The organism is Lysobacter niastensis, assembly GCF_015453285.1.
Lineage (GTDB): Bacteria > Pseudomonadota > Gammaproteobacteria > Xanthomonadales > Xanthomonadaceae > Lysobacter_J > Lysobacter_J niastensis.
On record NZ_JADLZT010000001.1, the window covers coordinates 70,465 to 89,024 of the forward strand.

Genomic DNA, 18,560 nt, shown 5'->3' on the forward strand with positions numbered 1-18,560 from the left:
CGTCGGCCCAACGCCCGGCCGGCGGCTTCACCGCTGGGCGGCCCACTGGCGGGTCCACACTGGCCGGCAAGGGCCAAGCGCAGCGCCTGTTAGAATGGGGATCCCCTTTCCATCCGCTGCGCCAGGGGCGTGGCCGCAGGAGTCTTTCCGCTATGACCATCAAGGTAGGTATCAACGGCTTCGGCCGCATCGGGCGCAACGTGCTGCGCTCGGCCGTCCAGAACTTCGCTGGCGAGATCGAGATCGTCGCCATCAACGACCTGCTGGAGCCGGACTACCTGGCCTACATGCTGAGCTACGACTCTGTGCACGGCCGCTTCAAGGGCGATGTGAAGGTCGAAGGCAACACGCTGATCGTCAACGGCAAGAAGATCCGCCTGACCCAGGAACGCGATCCGGCCAACCTGAAGTGGGACGAAGTCGGCGCCGACGTCGTCATCGAATCGACCGGCCTGTTCCTCGACAAGACCACCGCGCAGAAGCATCTCGATGCCGGCGCGAAGAAGGTCGTGCTGTCGGCGCCGTCGAAGGACGACACGCCGATGTTCGTCTACGGCGTCAACCACAAGACCTACAAGGGCGAGGCGATCATCTCCAACGCTTCGTGCACGACCAACTGCCTGGCGCCGTTGGCCAAGGTGCTCAACGACAAGTGGGGCATCAAGCGCGGCCTGATGACCACCGTGCACGCCGCCACCGCCACGCAGAAGACCGTCGACGGCCCGTCCAACAAGGACTGGCGCGGCGGCCGCGGCATTCTGGAAAACATCATCCCGTCCTCGACCGGCGCCGCGAAGGCCGTCGGCGTAGTGATCCCGGAGCTCAACAAGAAGCTCACCGGCATGGCGTTCCGCGTGCCGACCTCGGACGTGTCGGTCGTCGACCTGACCGTCGAACTCGACAACGCCGCCACCTACGCCGAGATCTGCGCCGAGATGAAGGCGCAGTCGGAAGGCGCGCTGAAGGGCATCCTCGGCTACACCGAGGACAAGGTCGTCGCCACCGATTTCCGCGGCGACACCCGCACCTCGATCTTCGACGCCGAAGCCGGCATCGCGCTCGACGGCACCTTCGTCAAGCTGGTCAGCTGGTACGACAACGAGTGGGGCTACTCGAACAAGTGCCTCGAGATGGTCAAGGTCGTCGCCGCCAAGTAAGCGGCACGCACCACGATCGATGAACAAGGCCGGCATTGCCGGCCTTGTTTTTTGCGGTTCGGGACACAGTTAACCAAGGTATGAGCGAGAACCACGAACTCACCGAACAGGACCTGGCGACGCTGGTCGACCGCTTCTATGAACGGGTCCGCGCCGACCCCGAGCTGGGTCCCGTGTTCAATGCCGCCATCGACGACTGGCCTGAACACAAGCGCATGCTGACCGCGTTCTGGTCTTCGGTCACGCTGGGTACGAAGCGCTATCGCGGCAACCCGATGGCGGCGCACCGGCCGCATCCGATCCGCGCCGAGCATTTCGATCAGTGGCTCGCGCTGTGGCAGAGCACCGCGAACGAGGTGCTGGCGCCGGAACATGCCGCGAAAGTGCTCGAAACCGCACAGCGGATCGGCTACAGCCTGCGTTACGGCCTGGGCCTGCTCGACAAGGAAGGTGCACGGCCGCTCGGCCTGCCGATCGCTACGGCGCGCTGAGGCGCCGCACTCGAGCGAACGGGCTCAACCGAATTTGCGCATGGCCGGCCACACCTCGGCCCAGTCCATGCGCAGGTTGCGGCACAGGAAGACTTCCGGGTGGTCGCGGGTTTCCTCGTTCGGCACGTCGAATCGATTGCGGATGCGGGTGACCACCACACAGTCGGCAGGCGTGTCGGCCATGCCTTCGCGGTCGTCGCCGAGCACGATCACCGTCTGCGGCGATGTCATGCCATAGCCGCGGTACCAGTACGAGTTCACCGGGCTGATCGCCCGTGGAAGTCCGTACTGTCGTCCGTACAGATTGATGGCGCCCGCCTCGCCGTAGTTGTTGGCGAAGATCGCGGTACGGGTGCGTTCCTCCGGCGTCAGGCAGGAGTAGATGCGCGCGACCTCAGCGACCAGGTCCTGCCAGCCGATCTGCTCGGCGAAGTTGTCGTGCGCGGCGCGGCTGATTCGCCAGCCGGTCGAATTGACCGGTGCCAGTTGCAGGCCGACGAGCCCGCTGCCCACCGCCATGGCGGCGATCCACAGCGAGAGCGTCACCGCGCCCAGACGCGACGTCCACAGGCGCAGCGGCCGGCGCGCCCGCAGCCAGCGCTCGGCTGCGACACATCCGGCCGCGACCAGCATCGGATAGGCCGGGGCGAGGTAGTACGCGCGCCCTTGGGCGAGCGCGAACAGCAGTAGCGGTACGGCGTACATCCAGGCCAGCGCGCGGTAGCGGCGGCCTTCGGGCGAGAGCACCAGCCAGCCCAGCCCGAGCAGCCACAACGGCAGCGCCAGCAAGCCGGCATTGCCGTAGAGCTGGCCCAGCAGGAAGCCGTCGGTGCGGCCGATGCGCATGTCGCGCGCGTGGATCGACTGCAGGAATTCCAGCGAGATGAAATCGTGCTGCCACTGCCATAGTGCGTTCGGCAGGAACAGCAACAGCGACAGCGCCACCCCCATCCACAGCCACTGGCTGCGCAGGTGCGCGCGCAGCGGAGTGGCCAGCGTCGCGGCGACCACGCCGGCCACGCAGAACACCATCGTGTACTTGGTCAGCATGCCCAGGCCGATCGCCGCACCGATCGCCAGCCACCAGCGCGCATCGCCGCTGTTGCCCAGCCGCAGCACCAGCCAGGCCAGCAGCACCCACCACGCGTAGTCGACGCTGACGTACTGCATCAGCCCGCCGGCCACCATCGAGAACGGCGCCAGCGCCGCGACGAGTCCCGTCACGATCTGTGCGCCGCGTCCGCCGCCCAACTCGCGTGCGATCAGGCCGGCCAGCACCACGCTGATGCTCTGTGCCAGCGCCGCGAACAGGCGGAAGCCCGTCAGCGACTCGCCGAACAGTTCCAGCGAGATGCGCCCCAATGCGGGTGTCAGCGGTGGATAGGCGACATAACCCCAGGCCAGTTCGCGTGCGTCGTCGAGCAGCGCGAGTTCGTCGCGGTGGAATCCGTAGCGGGTGTTGGTGAAGAGGCGCAGGACCAGCAATGCGAAGGCGATCAGCGCGAGCCAGCGGATTTGGCTGGGCGGGCGAACGGACGGCATGGCCTGCATCGGGTCGCTCCTGGCGGGGCGGCGCATGGGATGTGGCATTAGGCACATCCCGCCCGCCCTCGCGCAATGTGCCGGCTAGGCGGACAGCGCGGGCACCGGCGTCGGCTGGCCGTGTGGATCCAGCGCGACCATCGTGAAGCGGCCGCGCGTGGCCAGGTCGGAGTCGCCGGAGAGCAGGTCCTCGCGGTACATCTCGACCTCGACCTGCATCGACGTGCGTCCGGTGGCGACCACTCGCGCGATGAGCTCGACCAGCGCGCCCTTGGGCACGGCGAGGTGGAAGTCGATCTGCTCCGAGCGAGCGGTCACGACCGTGCAACGCGAGTAGCGCGAAGCGGCGATGAAGGCGGCTTCGTCCATCCACGCCAGCGCCTGGCCGCCGAACAGCGTGCCCAGATGGTTGGTGTGGTCGGGGAAGACAATCTCTGTCATGCGCGCTTCGGTCGGGCGCGCTTCGATCGGGCGTGCCGCGCGCACGCCTTTGATGTCCTTGCTCCCTTCCCCCGCAGGCGGGAGAGGGAGCACAGCAGCGGACGAAGCCGCATCAGAACGCGGCATCGAACGCCACCTCGCCCTGTACGCCGACCTGGTAGGCTGACACGCGGCGCTCGAAGAAGTTGGTCACTTCCTGCACATCCTGCAGGTCCATGAAGGCGAACGGGTTGGTCGCACCGAAATGCTTCGGCATGCCCAGTTGCGCCAGGCGCTGGTCGGCGCAGTACTGCAGGTACTGGCGCATGTCCTTCGGCGAAAGGCCGGCGACGCCGCCCGACAGCACGTCCTGGGCGAACTGCATCTCGCACTCGACGGCCTCCTCCAGCATCTGCACGACTTCGCGCGCCAGTTCGTCGTCGAACAGCCCCGGCTCCTCGGACCGCGCGGTCCTGATCACCTCGAACGCGAAGGCCATGTGGCAGCTCTCGTCGCGGAACACCCAGTTGGTGCCCGAGGCCAGCCCGTGCAGCAGGCCGCGCGAGCGCAGGTAATAGACGTAGGCGAACGCGGCAAAGAAGAACAGGCCCTCGATGCAGCAGGCGAAGCAGATCAGGTTGAGCAGGAAACGGCGCCGCTGCTGCGTCGTCTCGATGCGCGACAAGTCCTGGATCGAGTCGATCCACTTGAAGCAGAACTCGGCCTTGGCGCGGATCGATGGAATGTTCTCGACGGCGTCGAACGCCTTGGCGCGCGCAACCGGGTCGGGCAGGTAGGTGTCGAGCAGGGTGAGGTAGAACTGCACGTGCAGCGCTTCCTCGTATAGCTGGCGCGACAGGTACATCCGCGCCTCGGGTGCGTTGATGTGCTGGTAGAGGTTCAGCACCAGGTTGTTGGCGACGATGCTGTCGCCGGTGGCGAAGAACGCCACCAGCCGCTCGATCAGGTGCCGCTCGGCCGGCCCGAGCTTGTGCTTGAGGTCGTTGACGTCCAGCGAGAAGTCGACTTCCTCGACGGTCCAGGTATTGCGGATCGCGTCGCGGTACATCTCGTAGAACTGCGGATAGCGCATCGGCCGCAGGGTCAGGTCGAAGCCGGGATCGAGCAGGCGCGAGGCAGGTTGTGCGGACATGGGCGTCTCTTCTGGATGAGGACCTTGCCCTTCAGCGGCGGGCGGCTCTGGGCTCGGGGGAGGGAGGAGCCACGACGACCGCCGCTGAAGGGAAGGAATAGGGTGCTGTCAGATCGATCTCTTCTCCCGCACTGCGGGAGAAGGTGCCCGAAAGGCGAATGAGGGCGCGTTGGCGGTTACCAAAAACGCCTTCACCCCAAGGCGAAGCGCCTCATTGGCACGCCTCGCAGGCCTCCGGGTTCTCCAGTGAGCAGGCGACGGCTTCGGTTGGCGTGTACTCGGGCTTCGGCGCCTGCGCAGCGCTGCTGCTCACCGTGGTCTTGGCGATCTTCGTCGCCGGCCGCGAACGCAGGTAATAGGTCGTCTTGAGACCCTTCTTCCAGGCGTACATGTACATCGACGACAGCTGGCCGATGTTCGGGCTCTCGATGAAGAGGTTCAGCGACTGGCTCTGGTCGATGAAGGCGCCGCGGTCGGCGGCCATGTCGATCAGCGAACGCATCGGCAGTTCCCACGCTGTGCGGTACACCTGGCGCAGCGATTCCGGAATCTGCTCGATGCCCTGGATCGAACCTTCGGCCATCTTGATGCGATCGCGCAGTTCCGGCGTCCACAGGCCCAGCGTCTTCAGCTCCTCGGCCAGGTAGCGGTTGACCACGAGGAAGTCGCCCGACAGCGTCTCGCGCTTGAACAGGTTCGACACCTGCGGCTCGATGCACTCGTAGCAGCCGGCGATCGAAGCGATCGTCGCGGTCGGGGCGATCGCGATCAGCAGCGAGTTGCGCAGGCCGTGCTCGCGGATGCGTGCACGCAGGCCGTCCCAGCGTTCCGCGTCTTCCGGCGACACGCCCCAGACCTCGAACTGCAGCTCGCCCTGCGCGGCGCGGGTGTCCTCGAAGCCGGGGTGGCGGCCGCGTTCCAGTGCGAGTTCATTGGAAGCCGACAACGCGTGGAAATAGATGGCCTCGGCGATCTTGCGCGAAAGGGTGCGTGCCAGCTCGGAGTCGAACGGCAGGCGCAGCTTGAAGAACACGTCCTGCAGGCCCATCACGCCCAGGCCGACCGGGCGCCACTTGAGGTTGGCGCGACGCGCGGTCTCGATCGGGTAGTAGTTGAGGTCGATGACGCGATCGAGCTGGCGCACCGCAAGGCGCACCGTCTCGGCCAGCTTGTCGAAATCGAAGCGTCCGGCCTCGCCGTGCACCGGGCCTTCCTCGAACAGCTCCACGTGATGGGAGAGGTTGATCGAGCCGAGATTGCACACCGCCGTCTCGTCCTGCGAGGTGACCTCCAGGATCTCGGTGCACAGGTTCGACAGGTGCACCACGTTGCCGTCGCGCAGCGTCTGGTTGCAGGCGCGGTTGGATTTGTCCTTGAAGTTCATCCAGCCGTTGCCGGTCTGCGCCAGCGTGCGCATCATCCGCGCGTACAGCTCGCGTGCCTTGACCTGCCTGGTCGCCCCGCCGGCTGCTTCGGCGGCGCGGTACGCGCGATCGAACGACTCGCCCCAGAGGTCGGTCAGCTGCGGCACCTTGGCCGGGTCGAACAGCGACCAGTCGCCGTCGGCTTCGACGCGGCGCATGAACTCGTCCGGGATCCAGTTGGCCAGGTTGAGGTTGTGCGTGCGGCGCGCCTCGTCGCCGGTGTTGTCGCGCAGCTCCATGAACTCTTCGATGTCGGCATGCCACGGCTCCAGGTACACACACGCCGCGCCCTTGCGCTTGCCGCCCTGGTTGACCGCCGCGACCGAGGCATCCAGCGTCTTCAGCCACGGCACGATGCCGTTGGACAGGCCGTTGGTCGAACGGATCAGCGAGCCGCGCGAGCGGATGCGCGTGTACGACAGGCCGATGCCGCCGCTGAACTTGCTCAGCTTGGCCACGTCCATGTAGCGCTTGTAGATGCTCTCCAGCGAGTCTTCCGGCGAGTCGAGCAGGAAGCAGCTCGACAACTGCTCGTGGGTGGTGCCGGAGTTGAACAGCGTCGGCGAGCTCGGGATGTAATCCAGCTGCGCCATGCGGCGGTACAGCGCCAGCGTGTCGCCCACGTCCTCGCTGAGCGCGCAGGCGATGCGCAGGAAGAACTGCTGCGGCGTCTCGATCACCGTGCGCGCGGTCGGATGGCGCAGCAGGTAGCGGTCGTAGAGCGTACGCAGGCCGAAGTAGTCGAAGCGCGCGTTGAGCGAATGGTCGATGGCATCGTTGAGCTTGCGCGCGTTGGCCTGTACGAACGCGAGCAGACGGTCGTTGATCAGGCCCAGTTCGTGCCCGCGCTGCACCGATTGCGAGAAAGCGTGGATCTCGATGCCGGCGACTTCCTTCTCGATCACGCCGGCCAGCAGGCGCGCGGCGAGACGGCCGTACTCGGGTTCCTCCGCGGTCAGCAGCGCGGCGGTGCGGATCGACAGTTCGTCGAGCTCGCGCGTGGTCGCGCCGTCGTACAGGCCAGAGATGGTGCGGGTCGCCACGCGCATCGGGTCGACCGCGAACAGCCCTTCGCAGTTGCGAGTCACCGCGCGCACGATCTTGTTGAGGTCGACCGGTTCGCGGCGGCCGCTGCGCTTGGTCACCGTCATCGTCAGGTTGGCGGCGGGCGGGGTCAGGGCGAAGCCGCCGGCCGGTGCGGGGTCGGTCGAGGCAGGTTGCGTGGAAGTGGCCGCTGCGAGGGGCGCTTCGGTAATGACGGTCATGGTGGCGGACTCCGGTGCGTGGGCGCACGGCTCGTCGTCCTTCCCTCGAAGGGCGACGCGCGGAGATGCGGACGCACCGGCGGCAACATCACCGACGGCACGGCCACGCCCCCGCGGGCGCGGAGTCCGGAGATTGAGATCAAGGCGTCGCGCAGCCCGAGACGGGCGCAGGCGGTCGTTCCGCCCGTTCGCGACACCGACCGTCTTCCCTCCGAAGACTCGCTGGCCGGTCACCGCGCGGTGTGCAACGCGCGGCTGTCGGCAGGTCTTCGGACTCGGGACATGACGTGCACTGCGTGCTGCGTCGCCTACCGGAGGCCGCTTCCCAGGCGCGTCGCGCCCAGTGCCATGGCCACCTTCGTTTCCCATACCGCTGCGGGGCAGTGCTGGATTTCCACCAGCTTCCCGTTTTAAGCCGACCGCGAGGCCGGCACCGACGGCCACAACATAGTGGGGGTCGTCTGATCCGTCAACGCTAAATATTGTGGATAACTCGTGAAGGCGGCCGTGGTGCGATTTGCCGAGCAGGCGCGCGGACGGGACAATACGCGCCCTCGCCGCGGCCGCTGCCGCCGCGCAGCGCCCCCTTCTCATCGCAAAAGACGGAACCGCCCATGTCCATCCTCCGCATGTCCGACCTCGACCTCGCCGGCAAGCGCGTGCTGATCCGCGAAGACCTCAACGTGCCGATCGACGATGGCCGCATCACTTCCGAGCAGCGCATCACCGCGGCACTGCCGACGATGAAGCTGGCGTTGGAGAAGGGCGCCGCCGTGATGGTGACCTCGCACCTGGGGCGCCCGAAGGAAGGCACCTGGACGCAGGAGGATTCGCTGGCGCCGGTCGCCAAGCGCCTGTCCGAACTGCTGGGCATCGAGGTGCCGCTGGTGAAGGACTGGGTCGACGGCGTCGACGTGAAGCCGGGCCAGCTGGTGCTGCTCGAGAACTGCCGCATGAACGTCGGCGAAGGCAAGGACGACGAGGCGCTGTCGAAGAAGTACGCCGCCCTGTGCGACGTCTTCGTCATGGACGCGTTCGGCACCGCGCACCGCGCGCAGGCCTCCACGCACGGCGCGATCCGCCACGCCAAGGTCGCTGCCGGTGGCCCGCTGCTGATGGCCGAACTCGACGCGCTGGCCAAGGCGCTCGACAACCCGGCGCGTCCGCTGCTGGCGATCGTCGCCGGCTCCAAGGTGTCGACCAAGCTGGAGTTGCTGTCGTCGCTGGTGTCGAAGGTCGACCAGCTGATCGTCGGCGGCGGCATCGCCAACACCTTCATCGCCGCGATGGGCCATGGCGTCGGCAAGTCGCTGGTCGAGACCGACCTGATCGACACCGCGAAGAAGATCATGGCCGACGCCAAGGCGCGTGGCGCCGACATCCCGGTGCCGGTGGACGTCGTTGTCGCCCCGGCGTTCGCCGCCGATGCACCGGCCACCGTCAAGGCCGTCGATGCCGTCGGCGCGGACGACATGATCCTCGACATCGGCCCGAAGACCGCCGAGCAGTACGCCGAGCTGATCAGGAAGGCCGGCACCGTGGTGTGGAACGGCCCGGTCGGCGTGTTCGAGTTCGACGCGTTCGGCAAGGGCACCGAGACGCTCGCTCGCGCGATCGCCGCGAGCAAGGCGTTCTCGATCGCCGGCGGCGGCGACACGCTGGCCGCGGTCGACAAGTACGGCATCGAACGCGACGTGTCGTACATCTCCACCGGCGGCGGTGCGTTCCTGGAGTTCCTCGAGGGCAAGGAATTGCCGGCGGTCGCCGCGCTGAAGCAGCGCGCCGGCTGATCCGAAGCCGCGAAGAGTGATCTCGATCAGCCCCGCTTCGGCGGGGCTGATCTGCTTTTTGGGTGGGCCGCCAGCCCCATCTTGGCGGGGTGGTCTGTTTTTCGACGGTGTATTTCAGACCACTTGCGCGGATGTGCCGAGGTACGGACGGATTGAATGCGTATTCAATCCGAATGCATGGAGAGCTGTGCTAGCGTCGGGGGGTTCAAAGGACCTGCACTCGATGACGACCACTCTTCGCCGCACCAAGATCCTCGCCACCCTCGGCCCGGCCACCGACGCGCCGGGCGTACTCGACGCCCTGCTCACCGCCGGCGTCGACGTCGTAAGACTCAACTTCTCGCACGGCGATCCGTCCTCGCAGGTCGCGCGCGCCAATGCCGTGCGCGAGGCCGCGCAGCGCGTCGGCGTCGAAGTCGGCATCCTCGCCGACCTGCCGGGTCCGAAGATCCGCATCGAACGCTTCGCCGAGGGCCGCGTGCTGCTGAAGGCGGGCGACCGCTTCGACCTGGTCGCCAGCGCCGATGCGCCACCGGGCACCCTGCGCGAAGTCGGCGTCAGCTACCTCGGACTGCCCAACGACGTGGTGCCGGGCGATGTGCTGCTGCTCGACGACGGCCTGCTGCAGTTGCGCGTCGGCGCGGTGGAGGGCGAGCGCATCGTCACCACGGTGCTCAACGACGGCGTGTTGTCGGACCGCAAGGGCCTCAACAAGCTTGGCGGCGGCCTGTCGCTGGGCGCGCTGACCGAGCGCGACCAGGAACTGATCAAGGTCGCGGCCGAGATCGGCGTCGACTTCATCGCCGTCTCGTTCTGCCGCAACGCGCAGGACATGGACGACGCGCGCCGCATCGCCCGCGCCGCCGGCAGCGACGCTGCACTGGTGTCGAAGATCGAGCGTGCCGAGGCGATCGAGAACCTGGCCGAGATCGTCGATGCCAGCGACGTGGTGATGGTCGCGCGTGGCGACCTGGGCGTGGAGATCGGCGACGCCGAATTGCCGGGCCTGCAGAAGAAGATCATCCGCGAATCGCTGGCGCGCAACCGCGTGGTGATCACCGCCACGCAGATGCTGCAGTCGATGGTCGACAATCCGATTCCGACGCGCGCCGAAGTGCTCGACGTCGCCAACGCGGTCATCGACGGCACCGATGCGGTGATGCTGTCGCAGGAATCCGCCGCCGGCCGCTACCCAATCAAGGCGGTCGAGGCGATGGCGCGCATCTGCCTCGGCGCCGAGCGCCAGTTCGAGATGGATACCGACTTCGAGGCCGCGCCGCGCAACCTGGAGCGCGCCGACCAGGCGATCGCGATGGCGGCGATGTTCCTGTCCGAGCACATCGGCGTGCGAGGGATAGTGGCCATGACCGAGTCCGGCGGCACCGCCCGGTTCCTGTCGCGCTTCCGCTCGCAGGTGCCGATTTTCGGCCTGTCCCGCCACGACGGCGCGCGCCGACGCATGGGGCTGATGCGCGACGTGGTGCCGCGCCAGTTCGACAGCCGCGGCATGACCGCGCGCGATGCAGCCCGCAGTGCGGTGAAGGCGCTGTTCGAGCAGGGCCACCTCAGTCAGGGCGATCGCGTCGTGTTCACCAGTGGCGACACGATGGAGCAGCACGGCGCGACCAACACGCTGCGCCTGCTGCAGGTCGGCCCGGATGGTTGTGCCGAGGGCTTGGGCGAGCTCTGACCGTCGCGCAGACCCAACTGGTATCAATTTTCGGGGTGTCTGGTACGCAAGTGGTTGATTTGCCGTTACCCAGGGCGGACGAGGGAGGCGGGGTGCCGCTATAATGACGGGCTCCCAACCTCCCAACCGCTCCTGCAGGACGTCCAATGAGCATCGAACAGCTTGCCGAAACCGCCCAGGCCATGGTCGCCCCGGGCAAGGGCATCATCGCCATCGATGAGTCCAACAACACCATTGCCAAGCGTTTTGCCGGTGTCGGCATCGAAAACACCGAAGAGAACCGCCGTGCCTACCGCGAGCTGCTGCTGAGCACGCCGAAGCTGGGCGACTACATCTCCGGCGCGATCCTCTACGACGAAACCATCCGCCAGTCGACGAAGACCGGTGTGCCGTTCACCAAGCTGATGATGGACAACGGCGTCATCCCGGGCATCAAGGTCGACAAGGGCACCTTCCCGCTGGCCGGCTGCCCGGGCGAAGTCGTGACCGAAGGCCTCGACGGCCTGCGCGCGCGTCTGGAGGAGTACTACAAGCTCGGTGCCCGCTTCGCCAAGTGGCGCGCGGTCATCAACATCGGCGACGACATCCCGTCGGGCACCTGCATCGAAGCCAACAGCCACGCGCTGGCCCGCTACGCCGCGCTGTGCCAGGAGCAGGGCCTGGTGCCGATGGTCGAGCCGGAAGTGATCATGGACGGCAGCCACGACATCGACACCTGCTTCGACGTCACCGAAGTGACGCTGCGTTCGCTGTTCGCTTCGCTGTACGAGCACAACGTCGTGCTGGAAGGCACCATCCTGAAGGCCTCGATGGTCCTGCCGGGCACCACCAGCGGCGAGAAGGCCTCGGTCGAGGAAGTCGCCGCGGCCACGCTGCAGGTCCTGCGCTCGACCGTGCCGGCCACGCTGCCGGGCATCGTGTTCCTGTCCGGCGGCCAGAGCGACGAGGACGCCACCGCGCACCTCAACGCGATGAACCTGATGGGCCCGAACCCGTGGCCGCTGTCGTTCTCGTACGGCCGCGCGATGCAGGCCGCTGCGCTGAAGCTGTGGTCGCAGGACCTGGTGAACAACTTCGCCAAGGCCCAGCAGACCGTCTACGAGCGCGCCCGCGACAACGGCCTGGCCGCCCTCGGCCAGTGGAAGAAGGCCGCGTAAGCAGCCGCTTCCAACTCGGAACAAGAAAACGCCGGCCTCGTGCCGGCGTTTTTTTTTGGCTCCGGGGTGTTCACGGCGGACGAATACGCCTGTGCTAGTGTCCCGCCGGAAATGGGGCAGTACCGACCGCAAGGGAGCCTGCCATGGACCCGACCGATGACCTCATCGCCAAGCGCCGGGAACGCGTAGCGTTCCTGCTGCTCACGGCTGTCGTGTTTCCGCTGCTGACGGTGATGCTCGTCGCCAGCTGGGGCTTCGTGGTCTGGATCTGGCAGATCTTCAACGGGCCGCCGACCGGGCATTGAGCCATGCCCGCCGCTCCCGTCCGTTCGCGTCGCGCATTCCTGTTCGGCCGGCAGGCCGCCAAGCAACCGCTGCGCCCGCCCTGGGCGCTGGACGAATCCGACTTCCTCGACCGCTGCACCGACTGCGGCGCCTGTGTCGCACGTTGCCCCGAACACGTCCTGACGCGTGGTGAGGGCGGCTACCCCGTATTCGATCCTCACCTCGGCGAATGCACGTTCTGCGGCGAATGCGAGCTGGCCTGCGAGCCGGCGGCGCTGTCGCGCGAGGCCGACGCCGCACCGTGGGAACTGCTGGCCGAAGCGGGCGATGCCTGCCTGCCGCGCCACGGCGTGGTCTGCTCGAGCTGCCGCGATGTCTGCCCGGAGCAGGCAATTACGTTCCTCGTCATGACCGCAGTCCCCGCGCCCGCGGTCGATGCCGCGCGCTGCACCGGCTGCGGCGCCTGCGTGGGCATCTGCCCCGTTGCCGCGATCTCGTTGCACCACCCAGCCAGGGAAACCGCATGACTGCCGTTGCCGCCAACGCCGAACTGCACATCGCCAGCTTCGTGGTCCAGCACCGCCCGGAGGCGGCGTTGGCCATGACCGCGAAGATCCGCGAAAGCGGCGACATGGAGCTCGCGCGGGCAGGCGAGTTCCGCAGCATCGTGCTGTGCGAATGCGAGAACCAGTACGCCATCCTCGACCGGATCGATGCGCTGCGTGCCGTACCGGGCGTGCTCAACGTCGCCCTGGTCTACCACCACGCCGAACCGCGCGAGGCACTGAAATCGCCGATGCCCGTCGCGCCCGCACTGGATGCGAATGACCACGGAGTCGCGCCATGACCACCCGTCGCGAGTTCATCCGAAATACCGCCGTTGCCACCGCCGCCGCGGCGGCAGGCATGACGCTTCCCGGCGATGCCGCCAACATCGTCACCGAGGGCGACCTGACCGCGTTGAAGTGGGACAAGGCGCCGTGCCGTTTCTGCGGCACCGGCTGCGGCGTCAATGTCGCGGTCAAGGACGGGCGCGTGGTGGCCACGCACGGCGACGTGCATGCCGAGGTCAATCGCGGGATCAACTGCATCAAGGGCTACTTCCTGTCCAAGATCATGTACGGCGCGGATCGCTTGACGATGCCGCTGCTGCGCAAGAAGAACGGCGTCTACGCCAAGGACGGGGATTTCGTCGAAGTCGGCTGGGACGAGGCCTTCGACGTCATGGCCGACCAGTTCAAGCGCGTCCTGAAAGAGAAGGGGCCCGGCGGCGTGGGCATGTTCGGCTCCGGGCAATGGACCATCTTCGAAGGCTACGCGGCCAACAAGCTGATGAAGGCCGGCTTCCGCAGCAACCACATCGACCCCAACGCGCGCCACTGCATGGCCTCGGCGGTGATGGGCTTCATGCGCACCTTCGGCATGGACGAGCCGATGGGTTGCTACGACGACTTCGAGGCGGCCGACGCGTTCGTGCTGTGGGGCTCGAACATGGCCGAGATGCATCCGATCCTTTGGACGCGCGTCACCGACCGGCGCCTGTCGCAACCGCACGTGAAGGTCGCGGTGCTGTCCACGTTCGAGCACCGCAGCTTCGAGCTGGCCGACATCCCGATCGTGTTCAAGCCGCAGACCGACCTGGTCATCCTCAACTACATCGCCAACCACATCATCCGCAGCGGCCAGGTCAACAAGGACTTCGTCAACAAACATACGACCTTCAAACGCGGCAACGACGACATCGGCTACGGCCTGCGTCCCGAGCATCCGCTGGAGGTCAAGGCGAAGAACGCCAAGGATCCGAACGGCGGAAAACCAATCACCTTCGACGAGTTCGCCGCGTTCGTCGCGCCGTACACGCTCGACAAGGCGGTGGAGATGACCGGCGTCGAACGTGGTTGGCTCGAGAAGCTTGCGCAGCTGTACGCCGACCCGAAGGTCAAGGTCACCTCGTTCTGGACCATGGGCTTCAACCAGCACACGCGCGGCGTGTGGGCCAACAACATGGTCTACAACCTGCACCTGCTGACCGGGAAGATCTCCACGCCCGGCAACAGCCCGTTCTCGCTGACCGGACAGCCCTCGGCCTGCGGTACGGCGCGCGAGGTCGGCACGTTCTGCCATCGCCTGCCGGCCGACATGCTGGTGGCCAATCCGGAGCATCGCAAGCATGCCGAGGAGATCTGGAAGATCCCGCACGGCATCATCGAACCCAAGCCTGGCTACCACGCGGTCGAACAGAACCGCGCGCTGCGAGACGGACGGCTCAACGCCTACTGGGTGATGGTCAACAACAACATGCAGGCCGCGGCCAACATCCGCGAGGAAGCCTGGCCGGGCTACCGCAACCCGAAAAACTTCATCGTCGTCTCCGATGCTTATCCGACGGTGACGGCTCAGGCTGCCGACCTGGTACTGCCGGCGGCCATGTGGGTGGAGAAGGAAGGCGCCTACGGCAATGCCGAGCGCCGCACCCAGTTCTGGCACCAGCTGGTGAAGGCGCCGGCGCAGGCGCGCTCCGACCTGTGGCAACTGATGGAGTTCTCCAAGCGATTCACCACCGAGGAATGCTGGCCCGCCGACCTCCTGGCCGCCAATCCGCAGTTCAAGGGCAAGACGCTGTTCGACGTGCTGTTCAAGAACGGCAACGTCGATCGCTTCCCGGTGTCGGACATCGAGCAGGGCTACGCCAACGACGAGTCGCAGGCGTTCGGCTTCTATGTGCAGAAGGGATTGTTCGAGGAGTACGCGGCGTTCGGCCGCGGCCACGGACACGACCTGGCCCCGTTCGATGACTACCACCGCACGCGCGGCCTGCGCTGGCCGGTGGTCAAAGGCAAGGAAACGCGCTGGCGCTACCGCGAAGGAGCGGACCCTTACGTCAAAGCGGGCGCCGGCTTCGAGTTCTACGGAAATCCCGATGGCAAGGCCGTGATCTGGGCGCTGCCGTATGAGCCGGCCGCCGAGTCGCCGGACGACGACTTCGACATGTGGCTGGTGACCGGACGCGTGCTCGAGCACTGGCATTCCGGCTCGATGACGATGCGCGTGCCGGAGCTGTACCGCAGTTTCCCAACCGCCGTGGTGTTCATGAATCCCGACGACGCCAAGTCGCGAGGATTCAAGCGCGGCGACGAAGTGCGCGTGGTGTCACGGCGCGGCGAGATGCGCACGCGCGTCGAAACGCGCGGACGCAACCGGATGCCGCCGGGCGTGGTGTTCGTACCGTGGTTCGACGCCGGCCAGCTGATCAACAAGGTCACGCTGGACGCGACCGATCCGATCTCCAAACAGACCGATTACAAGAAGTGCGCGGTCAAGGTACTGGGCGTCTAAGGAGGATTGCCGTGGACAAGCGCAACAAGCCGTTGTGGCCCGCCATCGTCCTGCTCCTGGCGATGATGGCGCTGATGTTCCTCGCGGGGCTGATGGTCGGGCGCGGCAGCAAGCGGCCCCCGCCGGATACGGCGGCGCCCGCGCCGAAGGCGGTGGCGGTTACGAGCGCCGCCAGCGCGTTGGGCCGCACCACTACGCGTCAACTCGACGGCCTGCGTCGCGGCGTGCCCGTCGACCAGGAGGCCAGCCCGTTGCCGATGGCACGGGTCGAGAACGTCGATCGCAAGCGCCTGCGCGCGTACCCGATGCAGCCGCCGACCATCCCGCACTCCATCGATGGTTACCAGGTCGACAAGAACAGCAACCGCTGCATGCTGTGCCACGCGCGCGCCAATGCCGAGAAGTTCCAGGCGCCGCCGGTCAGCGTCACCCACTACATGGATCGCGACGACCAGTTCCTGGCGACGATCTCGCCGCGCCGCTACTTCTGCAACCAGTGCCACGTGGTGCAGACCGATGCGCAGCCGCTGGTCGCCAACAACTTCGAGGACATCGACACCGTCATGGCGGCGGCCGTAGCAGAGTCCGGCTCCGTCCATGAAGCGGCTGTTGCATCGAAGGGGACACCGTGATGTTGCGGCGCATCCTCGGATGGCTGCGCCCCTACTTGAACACGCTGCGCTCGCCCAGCGTGCACTACAGCCTGGGATTCCTGGTCGCGGCCGGCTTCGTGGCCGGCATCCTGTTCTGGGGCGGCTTCAATACCGCGCTGGAGGCGACCAACACGGAGAAGTTCTGCACCGGCTGCCACGAGATGCGCGACAACGTGTTCCAGGAGCTGAAGACGACGATCCACTACGCCAACCGCTCCGGCGTGCGTGCGACCTGCCCGGACTGCCATGTTCCGCACGACTGGACCGATAAGATCGCGCGCAAGATGCAGGCATCCAAGGAGGTGTGGGGCAAGGTGTTCGGCACGATCAACACGCGCGAGAAGTTCGTCGACCACCGCCTGGAACTGGCGATGCACGAATGGGCGCGGCTGAAGGCCAACGATTCGCTCGAATGCCGCAACTGCCACGACTACGACTCGATGGACCTGACGCGGCAGGGCTCGCGTGCGGCGCAGATCCACAAGCGCTGGCTCGGCACCCGCGAGCGCACGTGCATCGACTGCCACAAGGGCGTGGCGCACCACCTGCCCGACATGACCGGCATCCCGCAGGGCTGATGCCTGCGGAGGGCACGCGATCAGCCCGACTGCACTTCCATCACTTCGCGGTACAACTCGGCCATCTCGCGGCCGAAGCAGGCGAACACCACGTGTTGCGGTTTGCGGCCGGATGCCAGCCAGACACTGACCTCATGGACCGCCACCGGCACGGCTTCCTCGACCGGGTAGCCGTACACGCCGCAGCTGATCGCGGGGAACGCGATCGAATCGAGGCCTTTCTCCCACGCGAGCCGCAGCGACTCGTGGTAGCAGCTCGCCAGCAGCGCTTCTTCGCCGCTGCCGCCGCCGTGCCATACCGGGCCCACCGTGTGGATGACATGACGCGCCTTGAGCCCGTGGCCGCCGGTCATGCGTGCGTCGCCGGTCGGGCAGCGCACGCCGGGGCGTACTTCCGGCAGTGCGCGGCACTCCGCGAGCAGGCCGGGGCCGGCGGCGCGGTGGATCGCGCCGTCGACGCCGCCGCCTCCCAGCAGCGTCTCGTTGGCCGCATTGACGATGGCATCGACCGCCAGTGCGGTGATGTCGCTTTCGATGACTTCGATGCGCATGGCCACCTCACCGCTTCGCTGCAACGAACTGCAAGGCGGCCTTACAGGCCCGCGAGCCATTCGTCGTCGGAAGCCTCGTTGACGCCTTCGAACAGGAACGTACTGAGATACCGCTCGCCGGTGTCGGGCAGCATCGCCAGGATCACCGAACCCTTCTCCGCATCGCGCGCCACCTCCAGCGCGGCGGCTGCGGTGGCGCCGGCGGAGATGCCGACGAACAGCCCTTCCTCCTGCGCGAGCCGGCGTGCGGTGTCGCGCGCGACGACATCGTCGATCGGCAGGATCGCGTCGGCGACTTCGCGATTGAGCACCTCCGGCACGAAGTCCGGCGTCCAGCCCTGGATCTTGTGCGGCTGCCATTCCTTGCCCGCCAGCAGCGATGCGCCGGCCGGCTCGCAGGTGGTGACGCGCACTTCCGGCCGCGCGACCTTCAGCACCTCGCCGACACCGGTGAGGGTGCCGCCGGTTCCCCAGCCGGTGACGAAATGATCCAGGCGGCGGCCGGCGAAATCGCGCAGGATCTCCGCCGCCGTGGTTTGGCGGTGATAGGCGGGATTGGCGGGGTTGGTGAACTGCCGGGCCAGGAACCAGCCGTGCTGCTTCGCCAGTTCCTCCGCGCGTCGCACCATGCCGCTGCCGCGCTCGGCCGCCGGAGTGAGGATGACCTTCGCGCCGTAGGCGCGCATCAGCTTGCGGCGCTCGATCGAGAACGTCTCGCTCATCGTCGCCACGAACTTGTACCCGCGGGCGGCGCAGACCATCGCCAGCGCCACGCCGGTGTTGCCGGACGTGGCTTCGACGACGGTGTCGCCGGGCTTCAGCAGGCCCTTGGCCTCGGCATCGAGGATGATCGCGATCGCGAGCCGGTCCTTGACCGAGCCGCCCGGATTGAAGGCTTCGACCTTGACGTACAGGGTGACGTGCGAGGGTGCCAGCTGGTGCAGGCGCACCACCGGGGTGTGGCCGATCGTGTCGAGGATGCTCTCGTGGATCATGGGACGATTCCTGGGCAGGGGCGGAAGTCGAACCCGGCACATCGATACCGCCGGGTATGGGGTATGCGTGATC

The 18,560-nt window shown here is 66.9% G+C and carries 17 protein-coding genes and 1 riboswitch; of the genes, 11 read left to right on the plus strand and 6 right to left on the minus strand.

The window, feature by feature from the left end:
- The first annotated feature begins 152 nt into the window (after window positions 1–152).
- Together gap and IU514_RS00335 are read left to right on the plus strand one after the other, a co-directional pair.
- Window positions 153–1,157, plus strand: a complete 1,005-nt coding sequence (gap, locus tag IU514_RS00330; protein WP_194929077.1) for a type I glyceraldehyde-3-phosphate dehydrogenase — start codon at window positions 153–155, stop codon at window positions 1,155–1,157.
- Between the two features lie 80 nt (window positions 1,158–1,237).
- Entirely contained in the window at window positions 1,238–1,648 is a 411-nt protein-coding gene (locus IU514_RS00335) for a group III truncated hemoglobin (protein WP_194929078.1), read from the plus strand.
- Window positions 1,649–1,672: 24 nt separating this feature from the next.
- On the opposite strand, the gene IU514_RS00340 is transcribed toward IU514_RS00335, so the two are convergent.
- The 4 genes from IU514_RS00340 to IU514_RS00355 all read right to left on the minus strand — a co-directional run bounded on the left by IU514_RS00340 (window position 1,673) and on the right by IU514_RS00355 (window position 7,338).
- Entirely contained in the window at window positions 1,673–3,190 is a 1,518-nt protein-coding gene (locus IU514_RS00340; RefSeq protein ID WP_194929079.1) for a glycosyltransferase family 39 protein, read from the minus strand.
- 84 nt (window positions 3,191–3,274) lie between these two features.
- Window positions 3,275–3,631 carry an acyl-CoA thioesterase gene (locus IU514_RS00345; RefSeq protein ID WP_228760385.1) on the minus strand — a complete coding sequence of 119 codons (357 nt, stop codon included), beginning with the start codon at window positions 3,629–3,631 and terminating at the stop codon, window positions 3,275–3,277.
- A gap of 112 nt (window positions 3,632–3,743) precedes the next feature.
- A complete protein-coding gene (locus IU514_RS00350) occupies window positions 3,744–4,763 on the minus strand; it encodes a ribonucleotide-diphosphate reductase subunit beta (RefSeq protein ID WP_194929081.1) in 1,020 nt (339 codons plus the stop codon).
- A 211-nt stretch (window positions 4,764–4,974) separates the two neighbouring features.
- Window positions 4,975–7,338 carry a ribonucleoside-diphosphate reductase subunit alpha gene (locus IU514_RS00355; RefSeq protein ID WP_228760416.1) on the minus strand — a complete coding sequence of 788 codons (2,364 nt, stop codon included), beginning with the start codon at window positions 7,336–7,338 and terminating at the stop codon, window positions 4,975–4,977.
- 357 nt (window positions 7,339–7,695) lie between these two features.
- Window positions 7,696–7,905: riboswitch (cobalamin riboswitch) on the minus strand.
- Between the two features lie 161 nt (window positions 7,906–8,066).
- Between IU514_RS00355 and IU514_RS00360 the strand changes: the two genes are divergently transcribed.
- The 9 genes from IU514_RS00360 to IU514_RS00400 all read left to right on the plus strand — a co-directional run bounded on the left by IU514_RS00360 (window position 8,067) and on the right by IU514_RS00400 (window position 16,941).
- A complete protein-coding gene (locus tag IU514_RS00360; RefSeq protein WP_194929083.1) occupies window positions 8,067–9,242 on the plus strand; it encodes a phosphoglycerate kinase in 1,176 nt (391 codons plus the stop codon).
- A 223-nt stretch (window positions 9,243–9,465) separates the two neighbouring features.
- On the plus strand, window positions 9,466–10,932 hold the full coding sequence (gene pyk / locus IU514_RS00365; RefSeq protein ID WP_194929084.1) for a pyruvate kinase: 1,467 nt from the start codon (window positions 9,466–9,468) through the stop codon (window positions 10,930–10,932).
- A gap of 146 nt (window positions 10,933–11,078) precedes the next feature.
- Window positions 11,079–12,089 (plus strand): class I fructose-bisphosphate aldolase, encoded by a 1,011-nt coding sequence (locus IU514_RS00370; protein ID WP_194929085.1) that lies wholly within the window; start codon window positions 11,079–11,081, stop codon window positions 12,087–12,089.
- A 143-nt stretch (window positions 12,090–12,232) separates the two neighbouring features.
- Window positions 12,233–12,394, plus strand: a complete 162-nt coding sequence (gene napE, locus IU514_RS00375; protein ID WP_194929086.1) for a periplasmic nitrate reductase, NapE protein — start codon at window positions 12,233–12,235, stop codon at window positions 12,392–12,394.
- A 3-nt stretch (window positions 12,395–12,397) separates the two neighbouring features.
- Complete coding sequence (gene napF / locus IU514_RS00380) at window positions 12,398–12,901, plus strand: ferredoxin-type protein NapF (protein WP_194929087.1); 504 nt, start codon at window positions 12,398–12,400, stop codon at window positions 12,899–12,901.
- Entirely contained in the window at window positions 12,898–13,221 is a 324-nt protein-coding gene (locus IU514_RS00385; RefSeq protein WP_194929088.1) for a chaperone NapD, read from the plus strand. The genes napF and IU514_RS00385 overlap by 4 nt, the downstream gene beginning before the upstream one ends.
- Window positions 13,218–15,710 (plus strand): periplasmic nitrate reductase subunit alpha, encoded by a 2,493-nt coding sequence (gene napA, locus IU514_RS00390; RefSeq protein WP_194929089.1) that lies wholly within the window; start codon window positions 13,218–13,220, stop codon window positions 15,708–15,710. Before IU514_RS00385 ends, napA begins: the two co-directional genes overlap by 4 nt.
- An 11-nt stretch (window positions 15,711–15,721) precedes the next feature.
- Window positions 15,722–16,342, plus strand: a complete 621-nt coding sequence (locus tag IU514_RS00395; RefSeq protein ID WP_324187753.1) for a nitrate reductase cytochrome c-type subunit — start codon at window positions 15,722–15,724, stop codon at window positions 16,340–16,342.
- Complete coding sequence (locus IU514_RS00400; protein ID WP_228760386.1) at window positions 16,342–16,941, plus strand: NapC/NirT family cytochrome c; 600 nt, start codon at window positions 16,342–16,344, stop codon at window positions 16,939–16,941. The genes IU514_RS00395 and IU514_RS00400 overlap by 1 nt, the downstream gene beginning before the upstream one ends.
- 20 nt (window positions 16,942–16,961) lie before the next feature.
- On the opposite strand, the gene IU514_RS00405 is transcribed toward IU514_RS00400, so the two are convergent.
- Complete coding sequence (locus tag IU514_RS00405) at window positions 16,962–17,492, minus strand: O-acetyl-ADP-ribose deacetylase (protein WP_194929090.1); 531 nt, start codon at window positions 17,490–17,492, stop codon at window positions 16,962–16,964.
- Window positions 17,493–17,533: 41 nt separating this feature from the next.
- Window positions 17,534–18,487, minus strand: a complete 954-nt coding sequence (gene cysK, locus IU514_RS00410) for a cysteine synthase A (RefSeq protein ID WP_194929091.1) — start codon at window positions 18,485–18,487, stop codon at window positions 17,534–17,536.
- Window positions 18,488–18,560 lie beyond the last annotated feature (73 nt).